Source organism: Streptoalloteichus hindustanus, assembly GCF_900129375.1.
Lineage (GTDB): Bacteria > Actinomycetota > Actinomycetes > Mycobacteriales > Pseudonocardiaceae > Streptoalloteichus > Streptoalloteichus hindustanus.
The window spans coordinates 430,226-445,427 of the sequence record NZ_FQVN01000001.1 but is presented as its reverse complement, the minus strand read 5'-3'; the positions used below and the strand labels follow the sequence as shown (position 1 = coordinate 445,427).

General features: G+C 72.6%; 15 protein-coding genes. 13 read left to right on the top strand and 2 right to left on the bottom strand.

From position 1 onward, the window contains the following. Window positions 1-135 precede the first annotated feature (135 nt). The 7 genes from BUE43_RS02230 to BUE43_RS02200 all read left to right on the top strand — a co-directional run bounded on the left by BUE43_RS02230 (window position 136) and on the right by BUE43_RS02200 (window position 8,364). Entirely contained in the window at window positions 136-861 is a 726-nt protein-coding gene (locus tag BUE43_RS02230; RefSeq protein ID WP_073479613.1) for a DedA family protein, read from the top strand. 6 nt (window positions 862-867) lie between these two features. Then, complete coding sequence (locus tag BUE43_RS02225; protein WP_073479612.1) at window positions 868-2,055, top strand: sensor histidine kinase; 1,188 nt, start codon at window positions 868-870, stop codon at window positions 2,053-2,055. After that, complete coding sequence (locus BUE43_RS02220; RefSeq protein ID WP_073479611.1) at window positions 2,046-2,690, top strand: response regulator transcription factor; 645 nt, start codon at window positions 2,046-2,048, stop codon at window positions 2,688-2,690. Before BUE43_RS02225 ends, BUE43_RS02220 begins: the two co-directional genes overlap by 10 nt. A gap of 474 nt (window positions 2,691-3,164) precedes the next feature. Beyond that, window positions 3,165-3,980, top strand: coding sequence for an ABC transporter substrate-binding protein (locus tag BUE43_RS02215; RefSeq protein ID WP_073479610.1), 816 nt, complete (start codon window positions 3,165-3,167; stop codon window positions 3,978-3,980). 73 nt (window positions 3,981-4,053) lie between these two features. Then, window positions 4,054-4,878, top strand: coding sequence for an amino acid ABC transporter permease (locus BUE43_RS02210; protein WP_073479609.1), 825 nt, complete (start codon window positions 4,054-4,056; stop codon window positions 4,876-4,878). Then, window positions 4,875-5,642 (top strand): amino acid ABC transporter ATP-binding protein, encoded by a 768-nt coding sequence (locus BUE43_RS02205; RefSeq protein ID WP_073479608.1) that lies wholly within the window; start codon window positions 4,875-4,877, stop codon window positions 5,640-5,642. Before BUE43_RS02210 ends, BUE43_RS02205 begins: the two co-directional genes overlap by 4 nt. Before the next feature lie 343 nt (window positions 5,643-5,985). After that, window positions 5,986-8,364: a hypothetical protein gene (locus tag BUE43_RS02200; RefSeq protein ID WP_073479607.1), complete on the top strand. Its 2,379-nt coding sequence runs from the start codon at window positions 5,986-5,988 to the stop codon at window positions 8,362-8,364. A 130-nt stretch (window positions 8,365-8,494) separates the two neighbouring features. Here BUE43_RS02200 and BUE43_RS34030 read toward each other — a convergent pair whose 3' ends face one another. Further along, entirely contained in the window at window positions 8,495-8,668 is a 174-nt protein-coding gene (locus BUE43_RS34030; protein WP_159447675.1) for a hypothetical protein, read from the bottom strand. A 537-nt stretch (window positions 8,669-9,205) separates the two neighbouring features. On the opposite strand from BUE43_RS34030, the gene BUE43_RS02190 reads away from it, so the two are divergent. The 5 genes from BUE43_RS02190 (at window position 9,206) to BUE43_RS02170 (ending at window position 13,806) form a co-directional block, all read left to right on the top strand. After that, window positions 9,206-10,546 (top strand): extracellular solute-binding protein, encoded by a 1,341-nt coding sequence (locus BUE43_RS02190; protein ID WP_073479605.1) that lies wholly within the window; start codon window positions 9,206-9,208, stop codon window positions 10,544-10,546. Continuing rightward, the gene (locus BUE43_RS02185; RefSeq protein WP_073479604.1) at window positions 10,546-11,424 is read left to right on the top strand and encodes a carbohydrate ABC transporter permease; all 879 of its coding nucleotides are present in this window, start codon (window positions 10,546-10,548) and stop codon (window positions 11,422-11,424) included. Before BUE43_RS02190 ends, BUE43_RS02185 begins: the two co-directional genes overlap by 1 nt. A 1-nt stretch (window position 11,425) precedes the next feature. Further along, the gene (locus BUE43_RS02180; RefSeq protein WP_073479603.1) at window positions 11,426-12,259 is read left to right on the top strand and encodes a carbohydrate ABC transporter permease; all 834 of its coding nucleotides are present in this window, start codon (window positions 11,426-11,428) and stop codon (window positions 12,257-12,259) included. 106 nt (window positions 12,260-12,365) lie between these two features. Further along, entirely contained in the window at window positions 12,366-12,842 is a 477-nt protein-coding gene (locus BUE43_RS02175) for a hypothetical protein (RefSeq protein ID WP_073479602.1), read from the top strand. Window positions 12,843-13,074: 232 nt separating this feature from the next. Further along, complete coding sequence (locus BUE43_RS02170; protein ID WP_073479601.1) at window positions 13,075-13,806, top strand: type III secretion system chaperone family protein; 732 nt, start codon at window positions 13,075-13,077, stop codon at window positions 13,804-13,806. 124 nt (window positions 13,807-13,930) lie between these two features. Here the strand turns inward: BUE43_RS02170 and BUE43_RS02165 are convergent, their stop codons facing one another. Then, the gene (locus BUE43_RS02165) at window positions 13,931-14,203 is read right to left on the bottom strand and encodes a hypothetical protein (protein ID WP_073479600.1); all 273 of its coding nucleotides are present in this window, start codon (window positions 14,201-14,203) and stop codon (window positions 13,931-13,933) included. 183 nt (window positions 14,204-14,386) lie between these two features. Between BUE43_RS02165 and BUE43_RS02160 the strand changes: the two genes are divergently transcribed. Beyond that, entirely contained in the window at window positions 14,387-15,166 is a 780-nt protein-coding gene (locus BUE43_RS02160; RefSeq protein ID WP_073479599.1) for an SDR family NAD(P)-dependent oxidoreductase, read from the top strand. Window positions 15,167-15,202: the final 36 nt, after the last annotated feature.

Genomic DNA, 15,202 nt, shown 5'->3' with positions numbered 1-15,202 from the left:
CCCGCACCCTGTGGTTTTCCTCAGTACCACTTTTGCGGAAGACCTCCGGCAGAAGTGCGGTTTGCCTCGTCCCGGGAGAGACGTCCGAATTCCTACCGTTCATCGCATGGTTCGTCGCACCGAACGGAGTCATGCATGAACGCGACGCTTCTCCGCCTCGCCGGCGAGGTAGGCGCGCCCCCGCCGGCCGCCCCCACCCAGCCGGACGGGATCGTCGGCTGGGTCACCGGCCTGATGGAGGCGCTGGGCGCCCCCGGCGCCGGTCTGGCGGTCGCGCTGGAGAACCTCTTCCCGCCGATCCCGAGCGAGGTGATCCTGCCGCTCGCCGGGTTCACCGCGAGCCGGGGCGACATGAGCCTGCTCTCCGCGATCCTGTGGACGACCCTGGGCTCGGTCGTCGGCGCCATCGCGCTCTACGCCGTCGGCGCGGCGCTCGGCAGGGAGCGCATCCGGGCGGTCGCCGCGCGGCTGCCCCTGGTCAAGGTGTCCGACCTCGACCGCACCGAGGCGTGGTTCGCCCGGCACGGGGTGAAGGCGGTGTTCCTCGGCCGGATGATCCCGATCTTCCGCAGCCTCATCTCCGTGCCCGCCGGGGTGGAACGCATGTCCGTCGGGCTCTTCCTCGCGTACACCACGCTGGGCAGCCTGATCTGGAACACCCTGTTCGTCCTGGCCGGCTACGCGCTGGGGGAGAACTGGAACGTGGTGGAGGAGTACGTCGGCGTGTACTCCAAGGTCGTCCTGGTGGTGGTCGCCCTGGCGGTCGGCTACTTCGTGGTCTCTCGCCTCGTGGCGGCCCGACGCGACCGCCGGCGCGACGGCGACCGCGGCGGCCACCACCGGGAACCGGTCGGGCGGTAGGCGGCCATGGAACACCCGAAGCCCCGCGTCCACTTCTTCCGGGCCGGCGCGCGCTGGCACCACCTGATCGGCGGCCTGTTCCTCGGCGCGGGGAGCGCCCTGGTCGAGCTGGTGTTCCTGGCCGTCGGCTGGCTCGGGTTGGCGCTGGCGGCCGCGCTGCCGGGCTCGGCGCCGCGGGCCGCGGTGGACCGGTGGATGGTCTCCGGGGCCCGGCGGCTCACCGAGTTCGAGCGGTGGCGCCTGGGGGTGTTCCTCTTCGTCGACATCGCGGAGGGGTACGACGACCGCAGGGTGCGGCGCTACCTCGGGGCGCGGGTCCTGGTCGGCCTGCTCGGGGCCGGGGTGCTCCTCCTGCTGGCGCTCGGGCTGGGCACGGCCGGGGTGTTCCTGTGGGCCTGGCTGGCCGACGGGCGGGTTGACGGCGGCCGGGTGTCCGCCGAGACGATCGCCGTGCTGCTCGTCCCCGGCGCGTTGCTGCTGTACCTGAACGTGCAGGGCCTGGTCGGGGTCGCCGCGCTGGACGAGCGGTTCGCGCGGCGGCTCCTCGGCCCGGACTACGTGGAGCTGATGGCCCGGCGGATCACCGAGCTGGCCACGAGCCGGGCGGGGATCGTGGCGGCGGTGGACGCCGAACGGCGGCGCATCGAACGCGATCTGCACGACGGGGTGCAGCAACGGCTGGTGGCCCTGGGCATGTTGCTCGGCCGCGCCCGCCGGGCACGGACGCCGACCAAGGCCGAGGAGTTGCTGGAGCAGGCGCACGAGCACTCCCAACAACTGCTCGACGAGCTTCGCGAGGTGGCGTGGCGGGTCTACCCCACGGCGCTGGACAGCCTGGGCCTGGGCGAGGCGCTGGCCCAGGTGGCGGAGCGCAGCAGTGTGCCGGTCCGGATGGACTGCGACCTCCCGGAGCGTTTACCGACCACGGTCGAGACCGCGGCCTACTTCGTGGTGTGCGAGGCGGTCACGAACGCGGCGAAGCACTCCGGCGCCACGGAGATCTCCGTGCGGGTGGCCCGGCAGGAGAACATGGTCGTCGTGTCGGTCAGTGACGACGGTCGGGGCGGTGCGGACCCGTCGGGTGGCGGGCTGTCCGGGCTCGCCCGCCGCGTCGCGGCCCTGGACGGCCGGTTCCGCGTCGACAGCCCCCGGGGCGGACCCACCACCATCACCGCGGAGCTGCCATGCGCCTGATCCTGGCCGAGGACTCGACTCTGCTGCGGGAGGGGCTGGTCCGGCTGCTCACCGACGAGGGGCACGAGGTGGTGGCGGCCGTCGGCGACGCCACGACGTTGCTGGGCGAGGTCGCCGCGCACCAGCCGGACGTCGTGGTGGTGGACGTGCGCATGCCCCCGACCCACACCGACGAGGGGCTGCGCGCGGCGCTGGAGATCCGGCGGCGTTGGCCGCGGACGGGCGTCCTCGTGTTGTCGCAGTACGTGGAGCGGCGGTACGCCACCGAGCTGATGACGACGCACACCGACGGGGTCGGCTATCTGCTCAAGGACCGCGTGGCCCAGGTGGACGACTTCCTCGCCGCCCTGGACCGGGTGGCGATGGGCGGCGCGGCCTTCGACCCCGAGGTGGTGCGGCGGCTGTTGGCCCGCACCACGCACGTGGACCCGGTGGGCACGCTCACCGCACGGGAACGGGAGGTGTTGGAGCACATGGCGCAGGGCTACACCAACGCGACGATCGCGGAACGCCTGCACGTCTCGCAGAGCTCGGTCGAGAAGCACATCAACGCGATCTTCGACAAGCTCGACCTGTCGCACACCACGGGCTACAGCCGACGCGTCCTCGCGGTCCTGCGGTACCTGGGCTCCTGAGAGGACGGTGGCCGGGCATCCGGGCTGGCGGCCGACGGGCTCGGCCTCACACGATCTGGGCGACGTGTGTCCTTTGTGGAGGATCGTGCCGCTGAGGTGCCACGCCTTCCTGGTGGGCGACGTGGCGACGGCGCGTGATCACCGTCCGGCGCGGACGTCCCGTCGTCGCTGTCCTGACAGGACTGTCCGCGGCCTCGCGACCGGCTGATCCGCAGGTCGCTGAGCCGGCTCCAGTCGGTGTGTTCCTCGTCGCACCGTCCACAGTGGTCAGCGGACAGTATCGACATGTCTACCTACTGTGAACGGCGTGTGGTGAAGTAGTCCATCCGCATCAACAACTTGCCGCCGAAGTGCGGCATTCGCGCAAGAACCATGCGTCTCTCACCGGTTGTGACTCCGACGTGCTGTGCATCACGTCATGTGGGTGGCAGTATCCCCAGCACTCGACCGGACCCAGCTACGAGGAGTGACAGCGTGGCTCGTCGAACCAGGCGCCAGGCGCTCGCCCTGCTTCCGGCGCTCGCGCTGGCAGTGAGCGTCGTCGGATGCGCGGAGAGTGTCAAACCCAGCTCCTCCAGCGGCGGAGTGCCGTTGGTCAAGCAGGGTGAGCTGACGACCTGCACCCACCTGCCCTACAAGCCCTTCCAGTACGACGAGGGCGGCCGGACGGTCGGGTTCGACGTGGACCTGATGGACCTGGTGGCCAAGGAGCTCGGCGTCCAGCAGAAGATCGTGGACACGCCGTTCGAAGGCATCCAGACGGGCACGGACCTCAACACGGGCAAGTGCGACCTGGGCGCGGCCGCGATCACGATGAACGACACCCGGCGCAAGGTCCTCGACTTCTCCGACCCCTACTTCGAGGCGTCGCAGGCGTTGCTGGTGCGCAAGGGGTCGGGGATCAGGAACCTGGACGACCTGCGGGGCAAGAAGGTGGGCGTGCAGCTCGCCACCACGGGCGAGGAGTACGCGCACAAGCACAAGGACGCGAAGGGCTACCAGGTCGTCCAGTTCGAGGACCTGGCCCTGATGGAGACCGCGGTGCTGACCGGTCAGGTCGACGCCGGCGTCAACGACAACGGCGTGCTCTACGACTACGTGAAGGGCAACGCGGACAAGGTCGAGGTCACCACCGAGTTCGAGACCGGCGACCAGTACGGCATCGCCGTGAAGAAGGGGAACGACGCGCTCCGCAACAAGATCAACGAGGTGGTCGGGAAGGCCAGGAGCGGCGGCGAGTACGACCGGATCTACGAGCGGTGGTTCGGCAAGAAGCCGCCGAAGAAGTAGCCGGCCGACGAACGGGGCCGGCCGCCGGGCCGGTCCCAGCCGTGTCCGAACCCCTTCCCCAGGAGTCGTCCTGATGGCACTTTCCAAGCGCAGACGGGCCCAGGTGGTGCGCGGCGTCCAGTACGGGGTGCTGGTCGTCGCGGCCGTGGCGCTGGCCCTGGCGGTCGACTGGCAGCAGGTCCGCCACGCGTTCCTCGACGCCGACGCCGCCGGCAGACTGTTCCCCGGAATCATCCTCACCGGACTCAAGAACACCCTCGTCTACGCGGCGCTCGGGTTCGCCGTTGGACTGGGCCTCGGCCTCGTGCTCGCGCTGATGCGGATGTCGTCGGTGGGCCCCTACCGCTGGCTCGCCACCGCCTACATCGAGTTCTTCCGGGGCGTCCCCGCGCTGCTGGTGTTCATCGCGTTCGGCTTCGGCGTCCCACTGGCCTTCCAGATCCGCTTCGACACCTACTCGACGGTCGCGTTGTCGCTCGGCCTGGTCGGCGCCGCCTACATGGCGGAGACCATCCGCGCCGGCATCCAGGCCGTGCCGAAGGGGCAGGTGGAGGCCGCGCGGTCGCTCGGCATGCCGGCCGGCATGGCGATGTTCACCATCGTCATCCCCCAGGCGTTCCGGATCATCCTGCCGCCCCTGACCAACGAGCTGATCCTGCTGACCAAGGACTCCTCGCTGGTGTACCTGCTCGGCGTCGCGCGGGACGAGTACGAGCTGACGAAGATCGGCAGGGAGGCGCTCAACGTCAGTCCGAACCTGACCCCGATCCTGGTCGCCGGCCTGTGCTACCTGATCATCACGATCCCGCTGTCGCAGCTCTCCCGCTACCTGGAGCGGCGCACCGGCGGCCGCAGGATCAGCTCGCCGGAGTCCACCGGCCTGGAGGTGAAGGCGTGAGCGTGCTGGTGGAGATCAGCGGGCTGCGGAAGGCGTTCGGTCCGCTCCAGGTCCTGCGGGGCATCGACCTGACGGTCAGCCGCGGCGAGGTCGTCTGCGTGATCGGACCGTCCGGCTCCGGCAAGTCGACGTTGCTGCGCTGCGTCAACCTGCTGGAGGAGCCGACCGGCGGCAGGGTGGTGGTCGACGGGGTCGAGCTGACCGACCCGGACGTCGACATCGACGCGGCGCGCCGCCGGATCGGCATGGTGTTCCAGCAGTTCAACCTGTTCAGCCACCTCTCGGTGCTGGACAACCTGACCATCGCGCAGCGCAAGGTGTTGCGGCGCGGACGCGCCGAGGCCGAGCGCGTCGCGCGGGAGAACCTCGCCAGGGTCGGCCTGGCGGAGAAGATCGACGCGATGCCGGGCCAGCTCTCCGGCGGCCAGCAGCAGCGGGTGGCCATCGCGCGCTCGCTGTCCATGGCCCCGGAGCTGATGCTGTTCGACGAGCCGACCTCCGCGCTGGACCCGGAGCTGGTCGGCGACGTCCTCGGCGTCATGCGCCAGCTCGCCGACGAGGGCATGACGATGATGGTGGTCACGCACGAGATGCAGTTCGCGCGCGAGGTCGCCGACCGCGTGCTGTTCATGGACGGCGGTGTGGTGGTCGAGGAGGGACCGGCGGACGAGGTGATCGGGGAGCCGCGACACGAGCGCACGCGCACGTTCCTCTCCCGCGTGCTGGACCCGACCCACCACGGCCCCGGCGACCCGACGAGCTGATCCGCTCCCGCGACGGGTCGGGCGGCGGTGGCGTGGACGCGCCGCCCGCCCGGCTCCTCCACCTGCCCCGGTACAGCCCCCACCCGCCCTGGGGGGCGACCCCGCATCCAGCCTATTCCCCCACCCCAAGCGCCCGCGACACACGAACATCAACTTGTGGACAACCCGCGCGCCTGTGGACAACCTCCGCCACGAGCGGGTGATTTCCCCGCCCCGTCGGGTGGTGTCACATGTCGAGGTCGCGGTTCTGCTCCCCTACGGGGAAAATGCGCCACCTCGCCTGAAAATTCGTTGCGCCACAAGGGAAATCCGGGTTTCCTGGTCGAATGGGCAGGGGGTGGGAATGACGCGTGATCGCGGTGCGACGCCGATGACCGCGGCGGAGCGCCGGCTCGTGGGCGGCGCCGAGCCGCTGCCGCCCGACTTCTCGGTCCACGACAGCGATCCCCTGCCGGAGCACCGCGTGCGCGCCGAGTTCCTGGCCCGGGTGATCGTCGACGGCGGGGCCGGCGGCCGCTCCCCGTTCTCGCGGCGGGAAGCCCGCTCCCCGGTCATCCGGTTGGAGCGGGCCTGTGTCGTCGGGCGGCTGGGGCTGCGGGCGCTGGAGCTGCCGCACGTCCTGGAGTTCGTGGACTGCCGGTTCGAGCACCCGATCGACCTGCGACAGGCCAACATCGGCGGGCTGGAGCTGAGCGGCTGTTGGCTGCCGGGCCTGCGGGCGAAGAACCTGCGCAGTGAGAACGACGTCGCCCTGGAGCGGTGCACCGTAGACGGCACTGCTGGCACTGCTGGCACCGCAGGCACGGCTGACACCGCTGATGCCGCTGGCTCCTCCCGAGGCGGACGCCACCCGGACGCGGTGGACCTCACCGACTCCGACATCAACGGCTCGCTCCGCCTGGAGTACAGCCGGCTCCACCACCCCGGCCGCCGCGCGCTCCGCGCCGACCGCATGCGGCTGCGCGGCGGCCTGGTCGGCACCGGCCTCCGGGTCGACGGCGAGTTACGCGTGGCCGGGGTGCGGCTCGGCGGGTACCTCACGTTGAACGGCGCACGCCTGAGCAACCCGGGTCGGGACGTGTTGAACGGCAACGGCATCCACGTCGGCGGCCACCTGCTGTGCAGCAGCGCGACCTGGGGTCCGGCGCGGGGCGAGCCGTTCCGGGCCGACGGCCGGATCTTCCTGCCCAGCGCGGACGTCACCAGCGACCTGAGCTTCTCCGGCGCCCAGCTCTCCGCCGGCCCCCTGATCACCGGTGGGGCGGAACGCGCCGAGAGCGAGCTGTCCGACCCGCACGCCGCCTTGGTCGCCGACCGCATCCACGTCGGCGGGAACGTCGAGCTGGACGAGGGTTTCCGCTGCACGGGCACGCTGCGCCTCACCAGCGCCCGGATCGGCGGCACCCTGCGCCTGGCCGAGGCGGTCGTCCGGGCGGCCGACCACCCCGACGAGCGGTGCGGGAGCTCGCCCCACCACCGGCACCACCCTGCCGAGCCGCGCCCGCGCGGGCCCGGCCAGCCCGTCGCCGAGGCGTGGGTGCTGCCCGACGCGGCGGAGGCGGTGCGGCTGGACTCCACCCAGGTGCACGGGGACGTCGACGCCACCGACCTGGAGCTGCACGGCCAGCTCCGCATGCTCAACACGGTCGTGCAGGGCAGCCTCCTGCTGACCAAGGCCCGGCTGTGCCACCCGTGGGAGGACGTCCTGTGGGCGCCCCGGCTCGCCGTCGGCGGCGAGCTGGACGGCCGCGACCTGCGGGTCTGCGGAACGTTGCTCCTCGCCGGGGCGCGGGTCGGCGTGAGCCTGAACCTGCGCGCGGCGGTGCTGGACTGCCCCGGCCGGCACGAGCACAGCGGGTGGCCCAAGCACTCCCTCGACCTGCGCGCCGGCCAACTGGGCCGGGACGTGGTGTGCAGCTCGGGGTTCGTCGCCGCCGGCGGGGTCCGGTTGGCGAACGCCCAGGTCGGCCGCGACGTGCGGCTGCACGGGGCGACGCTGGGCGCGGCGGCCGGCGTCGCGGCGCTGCACTGCTACGGGCTGCGCTGCCAGGAGCTCTCCCTGACGCTGGCCGCGCCGCCCGCCGGGCGGGTGATCCTCAGTTACGCGGTCTGCGCGTCGCTGCGGGACGACGGCGCCCTGTGGGGCGGGGCGGAGCCGGTCGAGTTGGAGGACTTCGCCTACGACACGCTGCACCCGCGGGCCGAGCAGGACGCCAGGGTGCGGTTGGGCTGGCTGCGCTCGGCGCTCGACGTCTACTCGCCCGGCCCCTACGACCAGCTCGCCAGGACCTTCCGCGCCGGGGGCAACGAGGACGGCGCGACGGACGTGCTGATCGAGAAGCAGCGGCTGCGCTACGCGGCGCTGGCCCGGCGGAGCCGGCTCGGCGCGGTGGTGCGCCTGGCGAGCTGGCTGCAGCGGTGGATGGTGGGCTACGGCTACCGGCCGGCGCGGGCGCTGGCCTGGCTCGTCGTGTGCGCGGTCCTGGGCACCGCGTGGTTCGCGTTCCACCCGCTGACGCCGATCAACGAGCAGGACCACCCGGTGTGGGACCCGTTTCTCTACGTCGTCGACCAGCTCATCCCGATCGTGAACCTCGGCAACGACGCGATGTGGCGGGCCGAGGGGATCTCGAAGTGGATCACGACCGGGCTGATCGCGGTGGGCTGGGTCCTCGCCACCACGGTCGCCGCCGGTCTGACCCGGCTGCTCAAGCGGAGCTGATCCGCCGGCGACGGGACGCGCTGCCAACGGAACGCCGCCTGCCAACGGGGGCGTACTGCCGCCGGGACCAGAAGCCGACAGGACCAGAAGCCGACAGGATCAGAAGTTGACGGGCTCGGACGCCGCGGGATCAGCCGACGACGTCGGTGACGTTCTCGGACCCCAGGACGAAGACGCTGAACAGGGCCACCGCGAAGTTGCCGGTGAACCGGGCGGCCGTGCGGAGCGCGCCCAGGACGCGGGGCGCCTGGACGTCGCCGGAGGCGGCGGTGGGAGCGGTGGACATGGCGATCGTGGCGGCCATCGTGGTCATCCCTTCCGGCTGGGCCCTTCCCTCGGGCTCTTCCTTGTGGTGACCACTGTCGTCTTCCCGCCGCTCAACCCGCGTCGACTCGGAGTCGGGACCGGGGCGCGACCCAGGGCTGGTCCCGCCGGGCCGCCGCGTCATACCGGAGGATGACCGACCCTGAGTCCCGCGGTTCACTCCGACGCGGTGCGCCGGTCGCCGTCCGCTCATGTCACTGGTCGTGATCTGCTCCGTCTCGCCCCCGAAGGCGACGGTCGTCCCCTGAGGGAGTTGCCTGCCGAAAGAGCCCGCGAGAGCCGAACCGCGGAGCGAGGCCGGATCCGGACAACGTTCGACGCCATGCGGGGGCGCTGGCTGGCACAGCACGGCGCGCGACCGTGGAGCGTCCTCCTGGTTCCGGCCCGCGTCCGTCGCGAGGGGACGGTGCGAGCCCGCGTGCGCCACCCACTCGGGGGCGTTGCCTTCCCCGCGGCGCAGCACCTAGCGTCGCTGTGATCCGGGTCTCACCGTCGTCCCCCTGGGGGTGGTGGCCGAATGAGGATCGTCGGCGCGCTGGTCGCCGTGGCCCTGGCCGCGACCGGGCTGACCGGCTGCGCCGGGAGTTCCGGCGACGGCCGCACGCTGCGGGTGGTCTACCAGCGCTGGGGCGACTTCGTGCAGCTCGACCAGCACCTGGCGCGGACGAAGGCGGAGTTCGAGCGCGAGCACCCAGGGACCACCGTCGAACTCGTCCCGGTCGTCGCGCCGGAGAACGAGTACCTGCCCAAGGTGCGGCTCATGCTCCGCGCGCCGGCCACCGCGCCGGACGTGCTCTACGAGGACAGCTACCACGTCAACGCCGACGTCGCGGCCGGCTACCTCCACCCGCTCGACGACCACCTCGCGCGCTGGCCCGACTGGGCGCAGTTCGTCGAGTCGACCAGGCAGGCGGGCCGCGCGGTGGACGGCCGGACCTACGGCGTTCCCATCGGCACCGACACCCGGGGGCTCTGGTACAACCGGCGGCTCTTCGCGCAGGCCGGGCTGCCCACCGACTGGCGGCCGGCGAGCTGGGCCGACGTGCTGGCCGCCGCCCGCGCCGTCAAGGCCAGGCTGCCGGACGTCATCGCGTTCGACATGCCCGCCGGACGGCCGGTCGGCGAGGCCGCCGCCATGCAGAGCATGCAGATGTTGTTGCACGGCACGGACACCGGCGTCCTCTACGACGAGCGGGAGGGGCGGTGGGTGGCGCCCAGCGCGGGATTCGCCGACGCGCTGCGGTTCGTCCGCGAGGTCTTCGCCTCCGGGCTCGGACCCACCCCCGCGCAGGTCGCCGACCCGTACTACAGCAAGTCCGGCAAGGAGGAGCTGACCCGCTCCGGTCGGGTCGCGATCCGGCTGGACGGCAGCTGGCTGCCCGGGAACTGGCTCTCGGGAGCGCCGGTGGAGTGGCCGGAGTGGCGCCAGATCATGGGCACCGCGCCGATGCCGACCCAGCGCGGCCAGCACCCGGGCCGGGTGAGCCTGTCCGGCGGCTGGCTGCTGTCGGTCGGCGCGGGCAGCCGCGACAAGGACGCCGCCTTCGCCTTCGTGACGAAGGCGTTGAGCAGGGAGGGCGCGCTGGCCTACAACACGGCCGCCAGCGACCTGCCCGTCCGCAAAGACGTCGCGGCCGATCCCCGGGTGGGCGAGCAGAACCCCACGATCGCCTTCTGGTCCTCGTTGCTGGAGATCACCCGCTACCGGCCGACGCTGGTCGAGTACCCCAGGGTCTCGCAGGAGATCCAGGTGGCGATGGAGCAGGTCGTCAACGGCGCCGACCCCGAGGAGGCGGCCAGGGCGTGGGCGGAGCGGGTGCGGCAGGTCGTGGGCGTCGAACGGACGCGGAGCGGCTGATGGCCGGCCGTCGCCGCCGGGGGCCGCTGGCCTGGCTGCTGCCGATGGGGCCGGCGTTGCTGCTGCTCCTGGTGTTCGTCGCCGGGCCGATCCTGTGGTGCCTCCACACCGCGTTCACCAACGCCGCGATGTCCGGGGCGGCGGCGCGCGCCCCGGAGTACGTGGGTCTCGACAACTTCCACCGCGTGCTGACGGACCCGGAACTCGGTCAGGCGGTCTGGTTGACCGTCGTCTTCACCGTCGGTTCGGCGGTGCTGGGCCAGAACTGCCTGGGGATGCTCCTCGCGGTGTTGTTGCACCGAAGACACCGGGTGGTGCGGAATGTCGTCGGCGGGACCGTGGTGGCGGCGTGGGTGCTGCCGGAGATCGTCGCCGCCTTCGCCCTCCAGGCCTTCCTCACCGCGGACGGCACGCTCAACGCGGTCCTGGCCGCGCTCGGTCTCGGCGGCCAGGACTGGCTCTACAGCGCGCCCGTGCTCGCGGTCGTGCTCGGCAACGTCTGGCGCGGGACGGCGTTCTCCATGCTGGTCTACCAGGCGGCGTTGGCCGAGGTGCCGACGGAGTTGGTGGAGGCGGCCCAGGTCGACGGCGCCGGGCCGCTGCGGCGCTTCTGGCACGTCGTGCTGCCGCTGCTGCGGCGCACCGTGGTGACCAACCTAATGCTGGTCACGTTGCAGACGGTGGGCGTCTTCACCCTGGTCTACGTGATGACGGCCGGTGGCCCCGGAACGGCGAGCCAGACCCTGCCGCTGCTGATGTACGAGCGCGCGTTCGGGTTCGGCGAGATCGGCTACGGGACGACCGTCGCGTTCGTCCTGCTCGTGGTCGCCGGGACGTTCGCGGCGGTCTACGCGCGGGGTCTGCGGGAGGAGGTGTGAGGTGCTGGTCCGCTCCGGTCGCCGCCGCGCCCCCGCGGTCGCGGTCCACCTGGTCCTGGCTCTGCTCGCGCTGGCGTTCGCCGCGCCTCTGTTGTGGTTGTTCACCGCCTCCCTCGACGCCTCGGCCGGTGCCCGGGCGTCCGTCCCCCGGCTCACCGGCGCCCACTTCACCGCGGTGCTGTCCTGGCGGTCCGGTGGGCGTCCACTGTGGAACGGGCTGCTGCTGTGCGGCGGCGCGACGGCGCTGACGGTCGTCAGCGCGACGCTGTGCGCCTACCCGCTGTCGCGGTACCAGCTCCGGTTTCGCCGCCCCCTGCTCTACACCCTGCTCCTCGCGACCGGCCTGCCGCTGACCGCGATCATGGTCCCGGTGTACGGGCTGTTCGTCCGGCTCGACCTGATCGACAGCCGGGTCGGCACCACGGTGTTCCTCTCCGCGACCGCGCTGCCGTTCGCGATCTGGATGACCAAGAACTACCTGGACGGCGTGCCGCTCGAACTGGAGGAGGCCGCCTGGACGGACGGCGCCACGCCGACGCGCGCGCTGCGCTCCGTCGTGCTGCCGCTCATGGCGCCGGGCGTCGCCGTGGTCTCGACGTTCGTGTTCGTCAGCCTGTGGGGGAACTTCTTCGTGCCGTTCGTCCTGCTGCTGGACCCGGCCAAGCAGCCGGCCGCGGTCGGCGTCCTCAGCTACTTCGGCCAGCGCGGCATGGCCGCGTACGGCCAGCTCGCCGCCTACTCCCTGGTCTACACGACACCGGTCGTCCTGCTGTACCTGTTGGTCTCCCGCGCGCTGGGCGCCGGCTTCTCCTTCGCGGGCGCGATGCGCGCCTGACCCCGCGTCGCGCGGATTCCCCGCACGCATGGTGTCCGTCCCTTCCTACGCCGATCATGACGCAGGAAACTGCCGTGCCACTGGGAAACCCTCGCGGGAGGCGGCGGTGATCGAGCGGTGGGGACGTCCCGAACTGACCGTCTGCCTCCTCCTGGCGTTGTTCGTGAACGCCAGTTGGCTGCCGTGGTGGGCGACGTCGGACGCGTGGCAGCACGACGTGTCCGCGCTCGGTGTCGTCCTCGGCGTCGTGGCGGTGGTGATGTGGTTGGCGCACCGCGCGCAGGCGAGCCAGCCGGAGTGGGTCAACTGGGTCGTGCTGGTGATGCTCGCCGGTGCTTTTCTGCTCTGTGCCCAGCCGACGGTCCATCCGCCGTCCTCCGTCGAGTCCGCGCGCCCTTCGAGCGGTCCCACGCGCGCGGACCGTCCCCTCCCCTCGCGCGGCAGGACGGTCCCGGCCAGGATTGGGGCGGCCAGGCTTGAGGCGACCGCGACCCCGTCCGGTCCGCGGGGCGGGCTGCTCGCCGGTCTGGCGCTGTTGACGGCCGAGGGGCTGATCGTCGCCGTCGTGATGCGCAGGGGCTGATCCCGGCGGATTCCCGGGGCGGACACGCCGTGTGGTCACTGGGTTCCGAGGTTCACCCGGATGGCCGTGAGGGGAGTGGGGGCGGCCCCGCACGATCGGCCCGAATCCTTGTCACGGACCGTGTGGTCAACCTCGTCGCGTAGCGACCGTCACGGTCGTTGGACACACCCGGGTGGCGGCACCGGAGAAGTGATCTTCGCTCCGCCCGCTGGCCGGCGCTACGCTTCGTCGCGTGGGCGCACCGGCTTGGGTCTGGTTCACGATCGCCGTCGTCGCGGCTGGAGCCGCGGCGGCGTTGTTCGCCACGGACCGGGCGCAGCGGACGGCACGCAACCGGGAACGCCGCCGCTGGGCCGGTCTGCGCGGCTGGCAGTTCGCCGAGGTGGACCAGGTGCTGCCGACCCGGTGGCAGCACGGGCTGATCGCGGTCACCGGCCGGGGCGTCGGCCGGGACGTGGTGACCGGCTCGACCTTCACCGCCGACGGCCGCCGCCGGGTCCACGTGCTGGACCACGAGGTCAACGGCAAGACCACCGCCGTGCTGGTCGCCGTGCACCGCCGGCGTCCGATGTCCACCGTCGTCGAGCTGTGGCTGCCCAGCGTGCCGGTGCCCAGGGAGGGCGAGCTGGACCTGCTCGGCCCGGTCGGCGACCGGTACGCCTTCGTCTCCGACCTGCCGTCGGCCCGCCCGCTGATCACCCCGGACCTGGTGGACGCCGCCGACGAGATCGGCGACGACGTGACCGCGGTCTGGCTGGAGGACGCCTGGGTCGTCGCGGCGGCCCCGGCCAGCGCCGGCCCCGCGCGGCTGGAGCGGCTGCTGCGCGACCTCGGCGAGCTGGCCGACATCGTCGACCCGCTGGACAGCGAGGACGACGAGGAGGGCGAGCCCGCGGACGCGGGCGCTCGCGGCCTGCCGTCCAACGTCCGCGAGCTGCCGCGCGCCGGACGCCCGTCGTCCTGACCTCCGCGCGGCACCGCCATCGGCCGACGCCCACCGCCGGAGCCCGTCGTCGGCTCCGCCCGTCCTGACGCCGCTCCGCCCGTCCCGGCGTCGTCCCGCCCGTCCCGGCGTCGTTCCGCCCGTCCTAGCGCCGGGCCGGACTCGCCTCCGGCCGGACGCAGTAGCAGTTCCGCGTCTCGTCGACCTGGGCGCACACCCGGCCGCTCGCGCAGGCGCCCCGACACCGCTGGACCTGGGTGTCCCAGACGCACGCCGTCGGCGCCGTCCGCTCGTCGCAGGGCGCCGCGTCCGGCCCGCGCGGCGGCGGCTCCGCCGCGCCCAACGCCAGCGCCAGCCCGGACACGAACGACGCGGACAACACGGCGCGCGAGACCCGCCGTGATCCCGAACCCCACATGGTGATCGCACTCCTCCGGCGTCCAACCGTCCGCCCACCGCGGGCGGTCCCGGGGCGGGGAACCCGCCGCGCCGCCGCCGCGTCGGGCGTCCCCGCTGGTATCGGGACGGACCGGCGCCCCCAGAATCACCGGACCAGGCAAGGGGATCCCACCGACGAGGGAAAGCCGCTAGCGTCGGGACCATGCCCACCGCGCTCGTCACCGGACCCACCGCAGGCATCGGGGCCTCCTTCGCCCGCCGACTCGCCGCCGAGGGCCAGGACCTCGTGCTCGTCGCCAGGGACGTCGAACGGCTGGAGGCGCTGGCCAGCCAGCTGCGCGACCGCCACGGCGTCGCGGTCGAGGTGCTGCCGGCCGACCTCGCGGACGCCGGGGACCGGCAGCGGGTCGCCGACCGCCTCGCCGACCGGGACCGGCCGGTGGACCTGCTGGTCAACAACGCCGGGTTCGGCACGTCCGGGGAGTTCTGGTCCACCGACTACGCGCGGATCCAGGCGCAGCTCGACGTCAACGTCACCGCGGTCGTGCAGCTCACGCACGCCGTGCTGCCCGCCATGCTGGAACGCGGTCGCGGCGACGTGGTCAACGTGTCCAGCGTGGCCGCCTTCTTCGCCGGTCGCGGCTCCACCTACAGCGCCAGCAAGGCCTACGTGACCTCGTTCTCCGAGGGCCTGGCCACCGCGCTGGACGGCACCGGCGTCCGGGTGCTGGCCCTGTGCCCCGGCTTCACCCGCACCGAGTTCCACGCCCGCGCCGGCATCGACATGGCCGAGGCGCCCGGCTGGGCGTGGCTGGACGCCGACCAGGTGGTCCACGAGTGCCTGGCCGACCTGCGGCGGGGTCGGGCGCTGTCGGTGCCCGGCACGCAGTACAAGACCGTGGTGGCGCTGGGCCGGCTGGTGCCGCGCGCGTTGCTGCGCCGGCTCGCCAACCGGACGCCGTCCGCGCGCAACCGCACCTGACCAGCGCGGATGTGCTCCCGGTCGGGTGATGTGCGA